Annotated in this window: 19 protein-coding genes; 9 read left to right on the top strand and 10 right to left on the bottom strand. The window is 69.9% G+C overall.

What is annotated here, in order from left to right:
• Nucleotides 1-69 precede the first annotated feature (69 nt).
• The 3 genes from ACMGFH_RS12160 (at nt 70) to ACMGFH_RS12150 (ending at nt 2,952) form a co-directional block, all read left to right on the top strand.
• Nucleotides 70-894, top strand: a complete 825-nt coding sequence (locus tag ACMGFH_RS12160) for an SDR family oxidoreductase (RefSeq protein ID WP_415378710.1) — start codon at nt 70-72, stop codon at nt 892-894.
• A gap of 33 nt (nt 895-927) precedes the next feature.
• Nucleotides 928-2,259: a glycerate kinase type-2 family protein gene (locus ACMGFH_RS12155; protein ID WP_415378709.1), complete on the top strand. Its 1,332-nt coding sequence runs from the start codon at nt 928-930 to the stop codon at nt 2,257-2,259.
• Nucleotides 2,260-2,334: 75 nt separating this feature from the next.
• Entirely contained in the window at nt 2,335-2,952 is a 618-nt protein-coding gene (locus ACMGFH_RS12150; RefSeq protein ID WP_415378708.1) for a DJ-1/PfpI family protein, read from the top strand.
• 31 nt (nt 2,953-2,983) lie between these two features.
• On the opposite strand, the gene ACMGFH_RS12145 is transcribed toward ACMGFH_RS12150, so the two are convergent.
• The 3 genes from ACMGFH_RS12145 to ACMGFH_RS12135 form a co-directional block, all read right to left on the bottom strand.
• Entirely contained in the window at nt 2,984-4,054 is a 1,071-nt protein-coding gene (locus ACMGFH_RS12145) for an ArsA family ATPase (protein WP_415378707.1), read from the bottom strand.
• Nucleotides 4,055-4,140: 86 nt separating this feature from the next.
• Complete coding sequence (locus tag ACMGFH_RS12140) at nt 4,141-5,085, bottom strand: glycoside hydrolase family 43 protein (RefSeq protein WP_415378706.1); 945 nt, start codon at nt 5,083-5,085, stop codon at nt 4,141-4,143.
• Nucleotides 5,086-5,568: 483 nt separating this feature from the next.
• A complete protein-coding gene (locus tag ACMGFH_RS12135) occupies nt 5,569-8,184 on the bottom strand; it encodes an ATP-dependent DNA helicase (protein ID WP_415378705.1) in 2,616 nt (871 codons plus the stop codon).
• 204 nt (nt 8,185-8,388) lie between these two features.
• Between ACMGFH_RS12135 and ACMGFH_RS12130 the strand changes: the two genes are divergently transcribed.
• Together ACMGFH_RS12130 and ACMGFH_RS12125 are read left to right on the top strand one after the other, a co-directional pair.
• Nucleotides 8,389-10,563 (top strand): PAS domain S-box protein, encoded by a 2,175-nt coding sequence (locus ACMGFH_RS12130; RefSeq protein ID WP_415378704.1) that lies wholly within the window; start codon nt 8,389-8,391, stop codon nt 10,561-10,563.
• Nucleotides 10,564-10,612: 49 nt separating this feature from the next.
• Nucleotides 10,613-11,665 carry a Gfo/Idh/MocA family protein gene (locus ACMGFH_RS12125; RefSeq protein WP_415378703.1) on the top strand — a complete coding sequence of 351 codons (1,053 nt, stop codon included), beginning with the start codon at nt 10,613-10,615 and terminating at the stop codon, nt 11,663-11,665.
• Between the two features lie 5 nt (nt 11,666-11,670).
• On the opposite strand, the gene ACMGFH_RS12120 is transcribed toward ACMGFH_RS12125, so the two are convergent.
• Both ACMGFH_RS12120 and ACMGFH_RS12115 read right to left on the bottom strand, forming a co-directional pair.
• A complete protein-coding gene (locus tag ACMGFH_RS12120) occupies nt 11,671-12,789 on the bottom strand; it encodes a pyridoxal phosphate-dependent aminotransferase (RefSeq protein ID WP_415378702.1) in 1,119 nt (372 codons plus the stop codon).
• A gap of 94 nt (nt 12,790-12,883) precedes the next feature.
• Nucleotides 12,884-13,378: an AAA family ATPase gene (locus tag ACMGFH_RS12115; RefSeq protein WP_415378701.1), complete on the bottom strand. Its 495-nt coding sequence runs from the start codon at nt 13,376-13,378 to the stop codon at nt 12,884-12,886.
• Between the two features lie 315 nt (nt 13,379-13,693).
• Between ACMGFH_RS12115 and ACMGFH_RS12110 the strand changes: the two genes are divergently transcribed.
• The 4 genes from ACMGFH_RS12110 to ACMGFH_RS12095 all read left to right on the top strand — a co-directional run bounded on the left by ACMGFH_RS12110 (nt 13,694) and on the right by ACMGFH_RS12095 (nt 16,208).
• A complete protein-coding gene (locus ACMGFH_RS12110) occupies nt 13,694-14,656 on the top strand; it encodes a hypothetical protein (protein WP_415378700.1) in 963 nt (320 codons plus the stop codon).
• A gap of 73 nt (nt 14,657-14,729) precedes the next feature.
• Nucleotides 14,730-15,251 carry a CinA family protein gene (locus tag ACMGFH_RS12105; RefSeq protein WP_415378699.1) on the top strand — a complete coding sequence of 174 codons (522 nt, stop codon included), beginning with the start codon at nt 14,730-14,732 and terminating at the stop codon, nt 15,249-15,251.
• A gap of 76 nt (nt 15,252-15,327) precedes the next feature.
• The gene (locus tag ACMGFH_RS12100) at nt 15,328-15,810 is read left to right on the top strand and encodes a metal-dependent hydrolase (protein ID WP_415378698.1); all 483 of its coding nucleotides are present in this window, start codon (nt 15,328-15,330) and stop codon (nt 15,808-15,810) included.
• Nucleotides 15,811-15,902: 92 nt separating this feature from the next.
• A complete protein-coding gene (locus tag ACMGFH_RS12095; RefSeq protein ID WP_415378697.1) occupies nt 15,903-16,208 on the top strand; it encodes a hypothetical protein in 306 nt (101 codons plus the stop codon).
• Nucleotides 16,209-16,299: 91 nt separating this feature from the next.
• On the opposite strand, the gene ACMGFH_RS12090 is transcribed toward ACMGFH_RS12095, so the two are convergent.
• The 5 genes from ACMGFH_RS12090 to ACMGFH_RS12070 form a co-directional block, all read right to left on the bottom strand.
• The gene (locus tag ACMGFH_RS12090) at nt 16,300-16,881 is read right to left on the bottom strand and encodes a hypothetical protein (RefSeq protein ID WP_415378696.1); all 582 of its coding nucleotides are present in this window, start codon (nt 16,879-16,881) and stop codon (nt 16,300-16,302) included.
• Complete coding sequence (locus ACMGFH_RS12085) at nt 16,878-17,759, bottom strand: ABC transporter permease (protein WP_415378695.1); 882 nt, start codon at nt 17,757-17,759, stop codon at nt 16,878-16,880. Before ACMGFH_RS12085 ends, ACMGFH_RS12090 begins: the two co-directional genes overlap by 4 nt.
• Nucleotides 17,756-18,727 (bottom strand): ABC transporter ATP-binding protein, encoded by a 972-nt coding sequence (locus ACMGFH_RS12080; RefSeq protein ID WP_415378694.1) that lies wholly within the window; start codon nt 18,725-18,727, stop codon nt 17,756-17,758. Before ACMGFH_RS12080 ends, ACMGFH_RS12085 begins: the two co-directional genes overlap by 4 nt.
• A 198-nt stretch (nt 18,728-18,925) precedes the next feature.
• Nucleotides 18,926-19,363: a transcription elongation factor Spt5 gene (locus ACMGFH_RS12075; protein WP_274325850.1), complete on the bottom strand. Its 438-nt coding sequence runs from the start codon at nt 19,361-19,363 to the stop codon at nt 18,926-18,928.
• On the bottom strand, nt 19,363-19,545 hold the full coding sequence (locus ACMGFH_RS12070) for a protein translocase SEC61 complex subunit gamma (RefSeq protein ID WP_415378693.1): 183 nt from the start codon (nt 19,543-19,545) through the stop codon (nt 19,363-19,365). The genes ACMGFH_RS12075 and ACMGFH_RS12070 overlap by 1 nt, the downstream gene beginning before the upstream one ends.
• Between the last annotated feature and the right edge of the window lie 100 nt (nt 19,546-19,645).

Below are 19,645 nucleotides of genomic sequence, written 5' to 3'. Positions count from 1 at the left end.
CTGCCCGCGGGTCGCCTCGGGCGCCTCCGACGGCGGAGACTTAACTTGCGGGCGTTCGTCGTCGGGCACATGACGAAGACGGCGCTGATAACGGGGTCCTCGTCCGGGATCGGACGCGCGACCGCCGTCGACTTCCTGCGGCGGGAGTGGACGGTCTACGCGACGGCTCGTGACACCGACGACGTGGCCGACCTCGCGGAGGCGGGGTGTGAGACGGCCGAACTCGACGTGACTAGCGACGCCGACGTCGAGCGCGTCGTCGATCGGATCGCCGAGGAGACCGGTCGCATCGACTGCCTGGTCAACAACGCGGGCTACGCCCAGTACGGCCCGATCGAGGACGTGCCCGTCGAGGCGGTCCGCGACCAGTTCGACGTGAACGTCTACGGCCCGCACCGGCTCACCCGCGCGGTCCTCCCGCACATGCGCAAGCGCGGGTCGGGGACGATCGTCAACGTCTCCAGCGTCCAGGGCCGAGTCGCCACAGGCGGCGCCGGCGCCTACAGCGGGTCGAAGTTCGCGCTGGAGGCCATGAGCGACGCGCTCCGCGTCGAGGTCGAGGACTTCGGGATCGACGTCGTACTGGTCGAACCCGGGCCCGTCGCGACGGCGTTCGGTGATCGGGCCGAGTCGGAGTTCGACCGCCTGGAGCGCTCCGGGGCGTATCACGACCTCTACAGCGTGCAGGAGGACACGGACGTGCTGGGGAGCGGCAACGACTTCGGCGTCCACCCCTCGGAGGTCGCGGCGGTCATCGGCGACGCCGCCTGCGCTTCGGACCCGAATCCGCGCTACCCCGTCGGGACGCTCGCGAGCGTCATGATCGCGACGCGCCATCTCCCCGACCGCTGGCGCGACGCGGCCTACCGACTCGTGCGCTGGGTGGTGACCTGACGATGCCCGGTAGCGGGCCGGAGGCGATCTGACGTGGTCGGCGTGCGCGACCGCGCCGACCTGACCCGCACAGACGCCCACGAGGTCGTCCTGGACTGTCTCGAAGCCGGGATCGAGGCCGCGCGGCCCGAGCGCGTTCTCGCCGACGCGCTCTCGCTGTCGGGCGACCAGCTCCGCATCGCGGGCGAGGTGTACGACCTGCACGCGTACGACGAGATTCTCGTCCTCGGCGGCGGCAAGGCGGCGGGCCAGGTCGCGGCCGCGCTCGAAGACCGGCTCGGCGAGGCCGTCGGCGGCGGCGTCGTCGTCACCGACGACCCCGTCGAGACCGAGCGGGTGGAGGTCGTCGAGGGGTCGCACCCGGTGCCGGACGAAGCCGGTGCCGAGGGCGCTCGTCGCGTCCGCGATCTGGCCGCGGAGGCCGGCGAGCGGACGCTCGTCTTCGCCGTCATCTCCGGCGGCGGGAGCGCACTTCTTCCCGCGCCCGCTGGCGACCTCTCCCTGGGGGACGTGCGTGATACGACCACCGCGCTGCTGGAGGCCGGCGCGGCGATCGGCGAGATAAACGCCGTCCGCAAGCACCTCTCGGACGTCAAGGGCGGGCGGCTGGCGGCCGCGGCCGCCCCGGCGACGGTCGTGACGCTGGCGTTCAGCGACGTGGTCGGCGACGACCCGGGCGTGATCGCCAGCGGCCCCACCGCCCCCGACCCGACGACGTTCGACGACGCGCTCGCCGTCCTCGACCGCTACGACCTCCAGGTTCCCGCCGAGGTCCGGGCGCACCTCCAGGCGGGCGCGGCCGGCGACCGCGAGGAGACGCCCGGTCCCGACGCCGACTTCTCTCACGTCCGCTATCACCTGCTCGCGGACGCGTGGACGGCCATCGATGCCGCCCGCACGGTGGCCGACGATGCGGGCTACGAGACTGCGGTGCTGTCCTCGCGGATCCGCGGCGAGGCGCGGGAACAGGGACTGGCCCACGCAGCCGTCGCCGAGGAGGCCGCGGCGACCGGCAATCCGATCGAGGCGCCCGCGGTCGTCCTCTCGGGGGGCGAGACGACGGTGACCGTCCGCGGCGACGGCTCCGGCGGCCCCAATCAGGAGTTCGCCCTCCGCGCGGCGCTCGAACTCCCCGAGAGGGCCGTCCTTGGTACCGTCGACACTGACGGTCGTGACGGCGGGACAGACGCGGCGGGTGCGCTCGTCGACGGACAGACGATCGCCGACACCGAGGCGGCCGCCGCCGCGCGCGACGCGCTGGCCGACAACGACGCGGAGCCGTTCCTCGCCGACAGGGGCGCGCTCGTCCACACCGGCCGGACGGGGACGAACGTCAACGACCTGCGCGTGTTGCTCGTCGAATGACGGTGCGTTCGTAACACGGCCACCAACCCCGACCGGCCGGTAGCTTTTCGGGCGTCTCGCGGGTAGCGTCGGATCATGAGCGACGACGCTTCGCTGGGCATCCTCGCCTTCGAGGGATTCGAGGAACTGGACGCGATCGGCCCCTACGAGGTGTTCCAGAACGCACGGACGGCGGGCGCGGACTGGACGGTCGACCTGCTGGCGGCCGACGAGACCGATCTCGTCACCGCTGCGTACGACCTCCGCGTCGAACCGGACGACGTCCTCGCTGCCGACGCGGACCTCGACTACCTCGTCGTCCCCGGCGGCGGGTGGAACGACGGCGACGAGGACGCTGGCGCCCGGGCGCTAGCCAGCGACGAGGCAGTCCTCGACGCGATCCGGACGATCCACGAACGCGGCGCGACGATTCTCTCGGTCTGCACCGGCGCGATGGTCCTGTCGGCGGCCGGCCTGCTGGACGGCCGCCCCGCCGTCACCCACCGGAGCGCGCTCGACGACCTGCGCGAGACCGACGCCGAGGTGATCGACGCCCGCGTCGTCGACGACGGCGACGTGGTGACCGCCGGAGGGATCACCGCCGGCATCGACGCCGCGCTGTGGCTCGTCGAGCGCGAGTGGGGCCACGAAGTCGCCTTCGAGGTCGAGGACGCGATGGAGTACGAGCGCAGCACAGACGTGTACCGCAGCTAGCGACTCACTCTTCGAGACGCGCCACAACGCGCTACTCTTCGAGGCACGCCGCGACGACGCGCAGCGCGCGCTCGCCGCGAACCTCGTCCGCGAAGAGGGGAACGCGGCGCACGTCGTGGCCGCGGAAGACGTCCTGTGAGCGCGAGAGCGCCTCGCGCTGGACCGACCAGCGCCGCTGGCAGAACTCGCAGTCGTCGAGGTTCGGCGAGACGAACCACTCCGCGTCTACGTCGGCAACGTCCGCCAGATCCTGCATGACCCGGTTGACGACCACGGTCCCGACCGGCACGTCGAACTCGTCGAGGCGCGCGAGCAGTCGCTCGGATTCGAGCACGGACAGCTCCTCGGGGACCATCACGACGCGGAAGTCGGTCTGGGTCGGGTCCTGGAGCACGGACCGCAACTGCTCGATGCGGTCGCTGAGCACGCGCAGGTCGTCCAATCCCTCCTCGGGGTCGACGTCCTCGTCGTCGCCACCGAACATCCCGCCGAGGTTCTCCATCATCCCGCCCATCCGCTCGCGCAGCGAGAGTATCTTCCCGACCATCGAGTCCATCACGTCGGGGAGTTCGAGGAGCCGGAGCGTGTGCCCCGTCGGGGCGGTGTCGACGACGACCCGGTCGAATCGCGGGTCGTCCATGTACCGGATGAGGAGCCGGATCGCCGCCGCCTCGTCAGCGCCGGGCATCGACCCGCCCAGCGGGTCGACCATCTCGTCGCCGGCGTCGCCGAGCATCCCGCCCAGGCCCCCAAGCGCGCCCCCGGCGCCGCCGATCCCGCCCCCTTCCTCGGCAAACGGGCCGTCTTCCAGCGCGGCCTCGGGATCGATCTCCGCCGCGTAGAGGGGGATTTCATCGCGGATCTGCGCCGGCTCTGCCGGGATCTCGGTCTCCAGCGTGTCCGAGAGGGAGTGGGCGGGGTCCGTCGAGACGACCAGCGTCGCGGTGCCGTCGCGGGCGCTCGCCAGCGCCGTCGCCGCCGCCATCGTCGTCTTCCCCACGCCGCCTTTCCCCCCGTAGAGGACGTACTCCGGCGCGTCGACTCCCGCGGGGACCGCCGCGTCGTCGATGTCGTCGACCGCTTCGACGTCGATGTCGCTCATTGCCTCGGGGTGCGCCCGCGCGACGGATGAATTCATCGAACCGTCTCCTTCCGCTCGGGGACGGTGTTTACCGTCTCGTCGCTCTGTTACCGCTCCGACGGGTCCTTTTCGTAGGCTTGCAGCCGATCGTACTCCTCGGCCGTGATCGGGAGGACGGTGCCGTGTTTGAACCCGTAGGGGAACGCGAACTCGTCGTCGGCGCGCTCGAACGCCTCCTCCAGCGAGTCCGCCACGAACGGGACGTACCCCTGCGTCTCCGGACTCCCGCCGAAGTAATCGAGGAACAGACACCACCGCCCGTCGTCGAGTCGGAAGGCGGTCGGCGCTTCGTACCGCTCGCCTTCCAGCCCCTCCATCGTCCGGTCGAACGCCTCGACCCGGGTGAAGGGACCGGTCGGCCGCTCGCTCTTCACCAGAATGATCCCAGCAGGGTTCGCCTCGCTCTTCAGGAAGCAGTAGTACGACCCGTCCTCCTCGTACATCGCGGAGTCGATGACGCCGCTGTCGGATTTCCCGTAGAGCAGTTCCGGCTCCGAGAACGTCTCGAACGACTCGGTCGTCGCGTAGTAGATCGCCTTGTCCTGGTAGTCGTCGCTGCGGTGCGAAGACGACCAGTGGACGACGTACTCGCCGTTTTCGCGGTCGTAGGTGATGTCCGGCGCCCAGAGACAGCCGAACTGCCCGTCGCCGAGTTCGGCCATCCGCTGGTCGGACCACTCGACCAGGTCCTCGGACTCCCACAGCACCAGCGAATCACTCCCGTTGCGGGTGATCGCCTCCCACGACCCGTCGTACTGGTTGGGCATCCCGTACGCGAGGCTGAGATCGGTCCCCATGATCACGAACCGGCCGTCGTCCGTCCTGGTGATCGTGCAGTCTCGGACGCCCTTGTCGCCCCGGTAACTCCAGAGGACGGGGTCGCCGCTGTTGACTTCCTCCCAGTGCAACCCGTCCTCGCTGATCCCGAAGTACACCTGCTCACCGTCCGGCGTCCGCGTCTCCCTGAAGTGGACGAACAAGTACGCCTGCATACGTCGGCGTTGTCAGGGGGCACCGTATCGGTTTCCGTTCCGTCGCTCACTGAGACTCGACGTCGGGCCCGACAGCGACGACAGTCAGGACTACGCGTCGGCGGACAGCGAAAGGTCGACCGTCCCCCCGGACGGCCGGCACGAGCGGGTAGGCGTGATGCCTATGACCGCGACGACCGAGCCTCGCGCACCTCGGCACCGTCACGGAGTTTGTCTTCGCAGAACGGACAGACGCGAGGGCCAGTGTGACCGTCGGGCGTGAACACGCGTACGTACGCCTCGGTAACAAACGACCCGCAGTTCTGACACTCTGGCATCTCTTGAGTAACGGGAATACTCCGCCATATGCTTTCCGGCCGTGGATGGCGGTATAGACCGATTAACTCCCCTTCGACGGCTGTCAGGTGCCGGCTTCCCGGGGGTATATCGGCACTACCTTTCGGCGACCTGAGAAAACCGCCGACCGCGCCGCCCGCTGGCGTCTCACTGCGACCGGTCGGCCCAGAACCGCTCTAGCTGCCCGTCGAGGAACTCCGCGGTCATCCGGACGAACTCCTCGCGCTCGGCGGGCGAGAGGTACTCGTGGACCGAGTGACGGGTCCCCGCGGTGTAGCGACGGTCGGCGAACACGCGCACCCCGACCTCGTCGGTCCCGCGGATGACGCGCCCGATGGCCTGCCGGGCGCGGCGGACCGCGGGGACGGTCAGCGCGTACTCGAAGGCGTTGTCCTCCCCGAATTCGTCCGCGTAGGCCCGTCGGACCGCCTGTACACGCGGTGATCCGACGTTGACGAGCGGGACGCCGATCACGAGCGCGGCGGCCAGTTTCTCGCCGTCGTAGTCGACGCCCTCGGTGAGCGTCCCGCGCGTGCTCGTGACTAGGACTTTCCCGTCGCCGCTGAAGAAGTCGGCCTTGAGTTCCTCCGTCGCCTCGTTGCTCGAACTCTCGTCGACGAGGACCGGCTTGTCGACCGTTTCCTCCAGGTAAGCACCGGCCCACTCGGCTTCCCGGTAGTTGGGCATCGCCACGAGGACGTTCCCCGGCGACCGGGCGACCGACCGCAGGACGTGAGCGTACTCGCCCCGCGTCTGGTTCCAGCCGTCGCCCAGCGGGTCCATGTCGCCGGGGTCGCCGCGGTTGCGCGCGGTGAACGGCTGAGCGTCGACCGCCCAGCTCGCGCGGTTCTCCGCGGGGAATCGCAGGGGGTAGCTCTCCGCTTCCACGGGGCGACCGTGGTCACCGTCGTCGGGCGTCGGTCCGGGATCGGGGTCGCCCGCGCGGAGCGATTCGAGCCCGGACACCTCGGTGAACACGTCCAGCGGCGAGAGCGTCGCGCTCATGAGGACGCCGCCGCCCAGCGAGTCGAAGATCTCCCGCAGCGACTCGGCGGGCATGCAGTCGAACAGGACGAGCCCCGGCGTGTAGACGCGCTGGTAATCCTCGTCGACGGCGTCGGCGGCCTGTCCGGTCTTCGGCGAGTGTTCGAGTTCGATCTCACGGAGGTAGCGGTCGTGGTCGCGCTCCCACCAGTGGTTCATCACGGCGCCGACGGCGGCGCAGACGGGCGAGCGCGTCAGTCCGAGGCCGTCGATGGCGTCCTCGACCGCCGCACCGACCGTCGCGAGCGTCCGCCAGGTGTCCCCGTCGTAGCCCTGTCGTTCGGCCCAGCGGGTCAGTTCGTCGGGTTCCGGTTCGTCGGGATCGCGCAGGGGGATCTCGACGTCGCGGGCGGGGACGCTGTCAGCCGGGTCGCCGACGCGCCAGTCGCGCTCGAACTCCTCGTCGAGGTAGGCCTCGACGCGCTCGTCTAGCCAGTCGAGGAGGTCGTCGTAGAACTCCCTGGCCCGGTCGATGGCGGAGAGGGGCACGTCGTGACTGGCCAGCCGGTCCCGGACCTGCCGCTTGCGGTCCTCGCTCTCTCGCGCCCGCGAGAGGAGATGGTTGCAGTCGTTGCGCGCCCGCTTGATCGTCGAACGGCCCACCCTGTCGGAGAGCAGGTCACGGACGCGCTCTTCGAGGCGGTGGGCCTCGTCGACGACGAGGAAGGTCGAGGAGTCGAGCGCGGCGGCGACCAGCGGTCGCGATCCCGGGTCGAAGACGTGGTTGTAGTTGCCGATTATCACGTCGGCGTGTTCGAGCATCACGCCCATCACGCGGTGGGGGCAGGTGCCGCGCTCGACGCTCGCCGGCAGGTAGTCGTCGGCGGTCACCACCCGGTTCTCGCCCGCCGAGAAGTCGACGGGCGAGCCCTTGTTGCGGGCGAACCAGTCGGCCTCGAACGGGCAGTAGAGCGGGTCGTCGTCGCCGGAGGTCATCCCCTCCGGCGCACTGGGCTGGCTCCGCGGGTACGGCGACTCTGCACCCGCAGTCTCCAGCGCGCTGTCGAACGTCCGGTAGGTGTCGGCGTCCATGCGCGCCTCGCGCACCAGGTCGCTCGCCAGGTCCGGGTCCCACCAGATGTCGTCCGGGTCGGATTCGAGCGAGGCGTCGGCCGCGGGCGCGTCGCCCGAGCGGCGGTCGGCCTCGACCAGGTTCGCCGTCGACTCGCGCAGGTCCTCGCAGCGGTCGTGCGTCGAGGCGTCGTCGGGAAAGGCGCCCTCGCGCCCGTAGGGGCACAGGTCGCGCTTGCCGACGAGGGCGACGCCGTCGAGGGGCTCCGGCGCGTCGGGGTCGGCGGCCAGCCCGGCGTTCATCGTCCGGAGGTCCTCGACGAACTGGATGCGCTGCTGCTTGACGGGCGTGACGACCATCACGCGGTCGTACTTCGATGTCGTACGCGCGAGCGTCGCGCCTGCGGTCAGCGCGGCCATCGTCTTCCCGGTCCCGCAGGGCCCTTCCATCGCGAAGTAGCCGCCGAGCTGACCGACCTCGATCGCCCGCTCGATCGCATCGGTCTGGCTCTCGTACGGCTGGTCGAAGCCGAACACGTCGCGCCAGGCGGTCTCGGGGTCGCCGCTCCCGAACGCCGCGCCGGCGTCCGGTCCGTCCTCTCCCGCGCCGTCGGCGGCGGGTTCGTCGCGCCCCGCACTGCCACTGGCGGTCCCGCCGCTCGCCGATCCGCTCCCGGACTCGCCGCCCGCGCCGCGGTCCTCGGGCATTGTGGATCCCTGTGTCGTCCTCGCCTATGAACGCACGGATGCCCCGTCGGTCCGCGGTCGCTGCCTCCCCGCGCGCTCGGCTGCCGCCCCGCTGGTGGCGATTCCACGGGACACTTATGGTTCTGGAGTCAGCACTTCCCGCATCGACGGCCGACGAGACGGGCCGGTGGGGCCGCGGAACGGACTGGACGGCCGGGAGGACAGATGACTGGATCGGATGACGACACGGACGACGGCCGGGAGGACAGCGACGGATCGGCGGTGCTGATACTGCACCTCGACCCCGACGAGACCGTCCGATCGCGGCTGGCCGACGTCATCGATCGCACGGCCGACGACGTGGCCTACGAGGGGACGGACGACGCCGAACGGACGCACGAGCGCCTTTCCGAGGGGGACGTCGACGTCCTGGTCGTCGAGCCGGACGCACCGACCGACGTGACGGACCTGGTCACCGGCGCGGACGTGCCGGTCGCCCTCTACACGAGCCTCGAACCGAACGACGTCGATCCGGCGGTCTCCGGCGCGGCCGACACGCTCGTCGAGAAGTGGACCGCCGAGGAGGGACTCGATTTCGTCGTCGAGAAACTGCTCGGCGCGGTCCGCACCGCCGCGGAGGCCGAGTCGCGATTCACGCGGTCGTTCGACCGCGTCGACCCCGACACGCAGTCGTCGTCGAGCTTCCTCGTGTACGAGGACGGGACCGTCATCTGGGAGACGACGACGCTGGAAGAGATATTCGACCGCCGCGACGTGTCGGTCACGCTCCCGGAGACGCCGAACTTCTACAAGCAGCTGTCGGCCGCGCTCACGCACGACCCCGAGGCGATCCGGACGATCCGCGGCACCGACATCCCCGAAGAGCCGACACGGTTCACGGTGCCGACCGCCGACAGCGAGGCCTGCTTTCGCTACAGCGAGCACGAGTTCCCGGAAACGGTCGGCCCCCTCCGCCTGGTCGTCATCGAGGACGTGACCTGGTCGGCCCGCTCGGGCGCCCGCTACGAACTGCTGGAGCTGCTCGACCGCCACGTTCAGGACGGCATCTCGGTCGTCGACGCCAACGGCCGCGTCCAGTACCACAACGAGTCCTTCGCGGACCTGCTCGGACACGAGGACATGGTCGGCGAGCACACCGCGACGTTCATGGCCGACGGCGAGCTCGCCTCGGGCCAGCGGCTGATCCAGCGGCTGCGCACGACGAGCCAGGACAGCGGCGTCATCGACATGACCTTCGAGACGGCCGACGGGGACGAGCGGACGCTGGCGGTCCACTTCTCGGTCCGCGAGGACGACGACGAGTACGAGGGGCTCGTCAACGTCGCGCGCGACGTGACCGAGCGCCGCGATCACGAGCGGACGCTCGAACGATACCGCCGCCTCGTCGAGAGCGCCGGCGACCCGATGTACGTCGTCGACGACGACTGTCGGGTCGAGATCTGCAACGAGGCGCTGGCCTCCCTGTTCGACAGCTCGCGCGAGGCGCTCGACGGCGCCCGACTCGCGGAGTTCGTCCCGGAGGAAGCGGTCGAGCAGACGGTCGCGGCGCTCGATCGCGCGCGAGAGACCGGCGAGAGCGCCACCTGCGACCTCGAACTGCCGGACGCCGACGGCCAGGTCAGGCAGTTCGAGGCGACCGTCGCGGGCCTCGGTGACACCGACGCCGCCGGTTCGGTCGGGATCCTCCACGAGGTGACCGAGCGCGAGCGCCGCGAAGACGAGCTCGACCTGCTGAAACAGGTGCTCACGCGCGTGCTCAGACACGACGTCCGGACCGGGCTGACTGTCGTCCGCGGCCAGGCGGAGGTGCTTGCCGAGCGGACCACGGGCGAGGAGCGCCAGATGGCGGAGACCATCGTCGACCGAAGCGAGGAACTCGTCGGGACCGCCGAGAAGGCCCGCGCGATCGAGCGCGTCATCGACAGCGACGAGGGCCGCGTCACGCTCGACCTGCGCTCGGTGGTCAACCGGAGCGTCGCGAACGTCTCCGCCGTCCACTCCGCGGCCGAGTACGACGTTCGGGTCACGGAACGCGTGCCCGTCCGCGTCCATCGAGCCTTCCCCTACGCGGTCGAGAACCTGATCGAGAACGCGGTGACCCACTGCGAAGACGACGCCTCGGTGACCGTCTCCGCGACCGCGGACGGCGACTCCGTCACGCTGCGGATCGAGGACGACGGGCCCGGCATCTCCCAGGAGGAACTCGACGTCCTGGACGAGCGCGAGGAGACGCCGCTCAAACACGGCACCGGCGTCGGCCTGTGGCTGGTCAGCTGGGTCGTCGATCGCTCCGGCGGCGAACTCTCCTTCGACACCGACGCGGCGGGCACGACCGTCACCGTCCGGCTCGACGCCGGCGACGCCGGAGACGTGGCCTGACGCGAGCGCCACCCCGACCTTTTTGCCGTCGTTCGGCGTCTGTCCGTCAATGTCCGTACATCGGATCGCCATCGTCGGCGTCGGCGGCGCAGCGGGGACGCACATGCGAGCTTACGACCAGCTGGACGACGTCGACGTCGTGGCCTGCGCCGGCCGCGAGGAGGCCCGGACGGAGTCGTTCGCCGACGAACACGGCTGCGATCCGTACCTCGACGTCGAGGAGATGCTCGACGACGCCGACCCGGACGTGCTCGACGTCTGCACGCCGAACGGGGCTCACCTGGAACCAGCGCTCGCGGCCGCCGAGCGCGGCGTCGACGTGTTCAGCGAGAAACCCCTGGAGATCACCACCGAGCGCGTCGACCGGATGATCGACGCGGCCGACGAACACGGGATCCGGCTCGGGTGCGTCTTTCAGCGCCGGTACAAACCGGTTGTCCGAACCGTCCGGGAGGCGGTCGCCGGCGGGCGCTTCGGGTCGCTCGCCGTCGCGACCGCCGCGGTCCCGTGGTGGCGGACGGACGACTACTACGACGGCACTTGGCAGGCCGACCCCGACCTGGGGGGCGGCGGCGCAGTCATGAGCCAGGCGATCCACAGCGTCGACGCGCTCCAGTGGATCGTCGGCGCCGGTCTCGACCTGGATCCCGGCGAGAACCCCGTCGCCGAGGTGTTCGCGTTCGCGGACGTCCGCGGACACGACGATTTAGCGGTCGAAGACACCGCAGTCGCGACGCTGCGCTTCCGCGACGGCACGCTCGGACAGGTGCTCGCGACGACCGCGACCTACCCCGGCGGCGACATCCGCTACGAACTCGGCGGACGCGACGGCTCCGCGGAGGTCCGCGGCGAGGAGATCTCGACCTGGGAGTTCCGAGAGGAGCGTGACGACGATCCGGCTGTCCGCGAACGCTTCTCCGGCCCCGCCGCAGGCGACGACGAGCCGAACCCGCTCGAACTGCCGAACCTCCGCGAGTTCCTCGACGCCCGTGAGAACGGGGAGCCGTTCATGCTCGACGGCCCCGAGGCGCGCAAGGCCGTCGCCATCGTCGAGGCCATCTACGAGTCCGCCGAGCGCGGCGAACCCGTGACGCTGGACTGAGAGCGCTACGCCAGGTAGTCCGTGAGTCGCTCGGCCGCCTCGTCGACGCGGGGCGTGACGAGCGCGAAGCGGAGCCAGTCGGCGCGGGACTCGCCGAACGCCTCGCCGGGCATCCCCGCGACGCCGGCCTCGTCGACCAGCCGTTCGACGTTCTCCATCGTCCCCGGGAACCCGTCGAAGCGGGCCATCACGTAGAACGATCCCCCGGGCGTCGTGTACTCCGCGCCGGCCGCGTCGAGCGCGTCGGTGAACCGGTCGATGCGCTCCCGGAGGCGCTCGCGGTTCCGTTCGTAGTACTCGACCGGCGTCTCGCGCAGCGCCCGCAGGACGGCGTACTGGGCCGGGCGACTCCCGGCCACGTTCTGGATCATGTGTCGCGTTCTGGCCCGCTCGACGAGTTCGCCGAGCGGCCCGTCCTCCGGCGGGAAGACGGCGTAGCCGACGCGGAATCCGGTGATCGCCATCGACTTCGAGAAGGAGTTGGTGGCGACGACGCGGTCGGAGTCGGCCGCCAGGGCGCTCTCGAACTCGCCGGTGAAGTCGTAGTGGTCGTACACCTCGTCGCTGACGAGGACGGCGTCGCGCTCCTCGGCGACCTCGACCAGCGATTCCATCGTCTCCGGGGGATAGACCGCTCCCGTCGGGTTGTTCGGGGAGTTGACGACGATGGCGGCGGTGTCGTCGCTGGCAGCCGCGCGGACGTCGGCGGGGTCGAGCTGGCCGGTTTCGTCGACGGGGACGTAGGTGGCCGGCGCGTCCAGCAGGTTCGCTCGGCCGGCGTAGTAGGGGTAGACCGGGTCGGTCATGATCACTTCCTCGCCCTCGCCGCGATCGAGCGCGCTCGTCGTCGCGAGGTGGTTGGCCTCGCCCGCGCCGTTCGTTACGAGCACGCGCGAGCGGTCGACGCCGCGGCGCTCGGCGATCTCGTCCCGCAGCGGGGTCAGGCCGACGCTCGGCGGGTACTGGAAGTCGCTCACCTCGCCGTCGGCGTACTCGCGCAACCCCTCGCGGAGCGCCGCGGGCGGCTCCCAGTCGGGGTTCCCGCTGACCATGTCGACCACGTCGCGGTCCGCGCGGGCGGCGTACTGCATGACTCTGAAGAACTGCGGCGTCTCGTAGTCCATCGAATAGACGACCGTTGGCCCCCCGCGACGTAAATCCTGGCGCTCGCCGCGCCCCGACGTCCGCCCCGCTCGCTCGGACGTACTCGCCGGTCGCTCAGACGTGTTCGTCTAGCTGTCGGCGGGTCTCCGCGAGGTCGCCGGAGTTGTCGATCGTGACGTGGTCGCGTTCGAGCGGCTCGAACCGCTCGCGGGCGTTCTCGTACACCTCGACGTCGGCCTCGCTCGGGTCGTCCGTCCGCTGACGGATGCGCTCGCGAGCGACCGACTCCTCGCAGAAGACCCGGACCAGGAACAGTTCTGCACCGACCTCGTCGGCCAGCGCGGCCGCGTCGTCCCGATCGACCTTGCGTTCGTAGGTCGCGTCGAGGACTGCCGCCCGCCCCTCGGCGAGCGACGCCCGCGCACGCTCCAGCATCGTCGCGTAGACGCGGTCTTTCTCCGCGCGGCTGTACGTCGGGTCGTCGAACAGTTCGGCTCGGACGGCGTCGCTCCGGACGCGCTCGACGCCGAGGCGGTCGGCGATCTCGGCCGCGACGGTCGACTTCCCGACGCCCGGCAGGCCACACTGCACCACGAGTCTCGGACCCATCGCCCCACTATCGACCCTCGGCCCCTATGAATACGGGTGAACCGGACCGAACGAGACCGGTGAAGTTGACGGTGTGGAAACACTTCCACACACGACACCGACTTTCTCGAACCCCGGTTCTCCGTCTTCCGGGGCGTCGCGACCCGCGGCACGCCTCTCGAAGACGAGAGCTGACCTGCCGCTGGCCCGGGGCCGTGGTCGTACCGGGGACCCGCTCAGGGCCCGGCCTCGAATCGCCGGTATCGCTGCGTTTCGCACGGAGTCGAGGCGCCGGCGGGAGCGACTTTTAGGTGCCGGCGCCCGTTGGCGAGAGCGATGACCGACGATCCGGCAGACCGGACGCTCTCGCCCGACGAGGCGTTCGAGGTCCTCGGGAACGAGACTCGTGTCGACATCCTCCGAGCGCTGGGCGGCGCCGACGCCCCGGTCTCGTTCACCGACCTCCGCAGGCGCGTCGGCATGACCGACTCCGGGAGGTTCAACTATCACCTCGACCGCCTGACCGGCCACTTCGTTCGCAACGGCGAGGACGGGTACGAACTGCGGCGGGCGGGCGAGCGAGTCGTCGAGGCGGTCCTCTCCGGGGCGGTCACCGACGCGCCGGTGCTCGAACGGACGGAGATCGACCAACCCTGCCACTACTGCGGCGCCCCGGTCGCCGTCCGCTTCCGGGAGGAGCGCGTCGAACTCTACTGCACGGAGTGTGCGGGAACGTACGCCCACACCGAACCGGACGACGAGGGCTGCACCGACGGCGACGCCGACTACGGCTACCTCGGGTACCACCCGCTCCCGCCCGCCGGCGTCGCCGACCGCGACCCCGAGGCCGTCTTCCGCGCGGCCTGGGTCTGGGGGCACCTCGAACTACTCGCGGCGTCGGCGGGCGTCTGCCCGCGCTGTTCGGCGACGCTCGACCGCTCGACGCGCGTCTGCGAGGACCACGACTCGAACGCGGGCCTCTGCGACGCCTGCGGTCGGCGGTACGCCGTCGCGATCGACCTCGAATGCACGAACTGCATCTACGGCGAGAGCGGGGCCGCGGTAGTCGGTCTCGCCGACTCGGCCCCGCTCGTCGCCTTCCTGCTCGACCACGGCCTGAACCCCTTCGCTCCCACCGCCGAGACGCTCCCTGCGATCGGCCGCGCGTACAACAACTTCGACGAGGAAGTCGTCTCGACCGACCCCTTCGAGGCGCGATTCACCTTCGCCGCCGGTGACGACGAACTCGCGCTGACCGTCGACGGCGACCTCTCGGTGGTCGACGCCGAGCGGCGCTGAAGTTCCGATAGTCGGATCGATACGACCGACGCGGGTCCCCTGGATTTTTCGGCCGGCCGCGCGTTCCGCCGATATGGACGAGTTCGCCGAGGACCCGCCCGTCGAGGCGCGCGTCGGAGACCTGCTGCGCGACCGCGGGGAGACCGTCGCCGTCGCCGAGACGGCCACCGGCGGGCTGGTCGGCGCGCTCCTCACGAGCGCGCCGGGCGCGAGCGACTACCTCGACCGCGTCGTCGTCCCCTACGACTACGACGCGCTCCGGACGACGCTCGCCGTCGCCCGCGAGACGCTCGACGAGCACGGCGCCGTCAGCGAACCGGTCACCCGAGACCTCGCTCGGGCCGCCCGCGACACCGCCGACGCGACCTGGGGGATCGCGACGGCAGGCGTCGCCGGCCCCGGCGGCGGCACCGAGGAGAAACCCGTCGGCACCTGCTTCGTCGGCGTCGCCTACGCCGCGCCGTGGGAGTCTGGCGACTCGACCGCGACCGTCTCGCGCTACGAGTTCGACGGCGACCGCGCCGCCGTCCGCGAGCGCCTCGCGCGCCGCGCGCTCGCCGACCTCGAACGCGCCGCTCGCGAGCGTTCCGAGTGATCCCGCGGTCCCCGAGCCGCCCTGCGAGCACACCGAAGGGGAACACTTGTCACCCCGCCGTCCGTCGATACCGCCGATGAACAAGCGCGGTCACGTGTTGAACGCGGTCTTCCTCGCCGTGGGGCTGGGGTTCATCCTCGAACCGGCCGGCGACGCGGCGACGTTCCGGACCGTCGCGGCGGTGTTCGTCCCGCTGGTCCTCGGCGCTCTCTTCCCCGACGTGGACACGCACTTCGGCAAACACCGCAAGACGCTCCACAATGTCTTCGTCCTCGGCATCGTCGCCGCCTATCCACTCTACTTCGACAACCTCCAGTGGGTCTGGCTCGGCGTCCTCACCCACTACGTGCTCGACGTGTTCGGCACGACCCGCGGGATCGCCCTGTTCTACCCGCTCTGGGACGAGGAGTTCGGCGCGCCCGTGGGCGTCCCCGTCAGCAGCGACTTCTCCGACGCGATGATGCTCGCGGTCACCGCCTTCGAACTCACGGTCGCGGCCGGCCTCGTCTACGTGCTCCCGACCTACCTCCCCGACGTGGCCGGCTCGCTCCCGGTCTGACCGACGCCGGACCCCCGAGAGCGGCTCCGGGCGGTCGAGCCGCCGTTCGAGGGGGAATGTTTTTATTAAGGGGCCGGCATGTCTCGGGTACGATGGCCCCCTGGGAGTGTGCGATCGACGGCGACGACGACCAGTTCGAGCGCGTCGAGGACCTGATCGTCCACCAGTCGACAGCACACGAACGCATCGAGTGCAAGGTCTGCGGGACCGTCCTCCCCGACGGCTACTTCGCGATCCGCCACGCGTTCGACGAGCACAGCCGCGCGGAGTACGTCCGCGCCTACGACGCCACCGCCAAGGAGGTCCGCCGCCGCGAGAACGTCAAAGAGACCATCGAGGACGAGGCCGACATCCGCGAGGTCATCGACCGTCTCGAAGGCGGCAGCGGCTCGATCTGATCGCTATTCTCCCCGCTCGATCTACCACCGGACAGCGCCCCCGCTCCCGTCTCGATCCGCCGAACCGAAAACCGCACCGCCGAGGCGCCGGCTACTTCGAGGAGAGCAGGTAGCCGCCGACGCCGAGCGACAGGACCGCGAACAGCACGGACGCAAGTCGGATCAGCTGCGGCGTCGCGCCGAGCGGCGGTTCCTCTGTCGACGTGTCCATCGCGTCGTAGCGCCGAGCCATCTCTGCCCGCTGTTGTTCTTCCTCGCTCGCGTTCTCGCCCGGGTCGCCGAGGAACCTCGGCACCTGAGGCGGCGGCAGGTCGCTGTCGTCTTCGGGCCGCTCGATGACGACCGCTCTGACAGCGCTCCGGTTGTCGTTTTCGTACGCGCGCCGCCGCTCGGTCTGATTGAGGTAGGAGAACTCCGAGGCGCCCTCGCCGACCGCGACGCGGTACTCGCCGTCGTTGCGTAGCGTCTGTCGATACAGTTCCTGCCCGCGGGCCGAGAGGTTCTCGTAGGCGATTATCTCGTGCCCCTCCTGTCGGAGCTCCTCGGGCGAGCCGGTCATGTACTCGTCGGTCTCGTGGACCAGCATCGGCTGGACCGGGAAAAAGGCCGGGACCGTGAACAGGACGACCGCCAGGACCGCCAGCACCGTACCGAGTGTGTCGCGTCGGTTCATTCCAGATCAGCCCTCTCGAACAGCACGTATCCGATCAGTAGCGGAACCACCAGCCAGAACGCCAGCACGACCAGCGAAAACTGGTCCTGCAGGTACATCGGGAGCGCGTCGTTGGCCCCGACCGGCTCGAACCGCAGGTCCTCGGGCAGGCTCGACCGGAAGATGTTCTGTCGCATCTCTTCGGGCATGACGAGGTTGATCGCCTTCCGATAGGCGAGGTAGGGGCTTGTGTACTGGACCGCGTTGTACAGGTCGGGGTTAGGGTCGGCGCCGAGGAGGGTCGTGTGCAACCACCGGGCGATAGCGGCGACCGACACGCCGGGGACCAGGTACAGGATCACGAGCGCGAAGTAGGTCCCGAACGCGCCGGCGATGGCGCGGCTCCGCGAGGCCACGGCCGAGGACATCGCCATCGCGACGCTGACGAAGACGCTCCCGTAGACGAGCGTCACCAGCAGCGTGCCGAAGATCACGGCCGCGGGGAACGCTCCGTGGCGGGTCAACGCGACGCTGACCGCCGCCACGTACATGAACGCGACGCCGCCGGCGACGATGCCGTTCCGGCTCAGCAGCTTCCCGACAAAGACGCCCCGACGCGTGTTGGGCAGCGAGAGGAGGAACTTGATCCCCCCGCCCTCGCGTTCGCCCGCGATGGCGAGGTAGCTCGCCACCAGCGCGACGATTGGCAAGAGGACGGCGAGGAGCATCGTCAGCACGCGGAAGAGCAGTTGCACTCGTTCGGTGCCTGACCCCGCAGCACTCCCCGAGACGTATCCCACGAACGCGGCGATGAGCCCGAGGGCGATGGCCGCCGCCCAGAGCAACTTCGACCGACGGGCCGCCTTGAAGTCCTTCTTCGCGACGGTGACCGTGCTCATGGCGAGGCCTCCTGGGCTTCCGCGCGCCGACCCGGCTCGCCCGCCGGCACCTCGGCGTCGCCGTCCCGACCGCCGCCGGTGAACTGGTTGAACAGCTCTTCGAGCGACGTGTTGTCCGCGAGGATGTCCACGACCTCCGCGCGGGCGTCGACCCGCTTGACCACGTCGACCTTCGCGCGCGGGTCGGAACACGTCGCGGTCAGTTTCGTCCCCGCCACGTCGACCGCGGCGACGCCGTCGATGTCGGCGACGCCGTCGGCCGGGGGCACCTCGGCGCACTCCAGTTCGATGGTGGCCTGGCCGCTCGCGCTCTCGCGCAGCCCCTCGATAGAGTCTATCGCCACCAGTTCGCCCTCGTTCATCACGCCGACGCGGTCGCAGACCGCCTCGACCTCCGAGAGGATGTGGCTGGAGAAGAAGACGGTCGTCCCGCTCTCGGCGCGGTCGCGGATGACCGACCGCATGTGCTGGATCCCGTTCGGGTCCAGCCCCGTCGAGGGCTCGTCCAGGACGAGCAGGTCGGGGTCGTCTGCCAGCGCCATGCCGAAGGCGAGACGCTGTTGCATCCCCTTGGAGTAGCCGGCGGCGACGCGACCCGCGTCCTCGCGGATGCCGACGAGGTCGAGCAACTGCTCGGGGTCGTCGGCGGCGTCTTTCGTCTCGACGGCCCACTCCATGTACTCGCGCCCGGTCAGATAGTCGTCGAACCCGTACCCCTCGGGGAGCACGCCGATGCGCTCGCGGATGGCCGCCGCCTCGTCCTGGGCGTCCATGCCGAACACCTGCGCCGACCCCGCGGTCGGCCGGATGAAATCGAGCAGCATGTTGATCGTCGTCGACTTCCCCGCGCCGTTCGGACCGAGGAAGCCGAATATCTCGCCTTCCTCGATCGTCAGGTCGAGGTCGTCGACGGCGACCACGTCGTCGCCGAACTCCTTCGTCAGCCCGTTCGTCTGGATGGAGGGCATGTGTGGTTCTCGTCCACTGCCACACAGTCGTCCAGTAAGTGTCTTCCCGTATGTTCGACGGCTGTTTGAATCTCCGGTTTCGACGATGAACGCATTTGCGCCGCTCACTGTGAGCGCGCGCCTGGAAATAGATGGGGCAAAAAACGCGACTCACTCCGTTCGTCGCGAGAACCGGCGGCTTCGCCGCCGGATGCTATTCTACCGCTCTTCGGAGTCGAGGACCCGAATCTGGTCGCCACGGACGGTGACCGGAATCGGGACCGTCGCCTCGTACAGCTCGACGGTGACCTGGTCTTTGCCCTCGTCGATGCGCTGGACCTGCGCCTTCTCACCCTTGAACGGGCCGGCGATGAGCTCGACGATGTCCCCCTCGGCGATGCCCTCGACGTCCGGCTTGGGCGAGAGGAAGTGCTCGACCTCGCTGATCCCGGATTCGCCGGGGACGACGCCGCGCATGTGGGGAATCTCGTCGGAGATGCGCTCGAAGACGGCGGAGTCCTCGGCCTCGACCATGACGTAGGAGGTCAGCGAGTCCGGGGCGAGCGCGGCGTGGATGGACTCCTCCTCGCGGTTCATGATCATGTCGGCGACGGTGCGCTCCTGACTGGCCGTGGTCTTGACGGCGAAGATACCCATCAGAAACCACCCGGGCCGCCCGGGACGAAGTTCATGATCACGAAGATCAGGAAGCCGAGGATGCCGACGAGGACGATGCCGGCGCCGGCGATCTTCGCGACTTGCGAGAACTCTTCCCACGACGGCGTGCTCGCCAGCTTCAGCACGCGGACGTAGGAGCTCAGGTCGTAGGGAACGTTCATGTCGACCGGTTGCTCCCGCGGGCTTTTCTATCTATTGATGCTGTCCGACGACGACCGCGCCCGGCGTTCGCGAACCCCGTGCCTTCCTCGCCCAGAACCG

The sequence above is a fragment of the Halosimplex rarum genome (assembly GCF_047715405.1).
In the GTDB taxonomy this organism is placed as follows: Archaea; Halobacteriota; Halobacteria; order Halobacteriales; family Haloarculaceae; genus Halosimplex; species Halosimplex rarum.
This window is presented reverse-complemented; position numbering and strand designations above follow the sequence as displayed.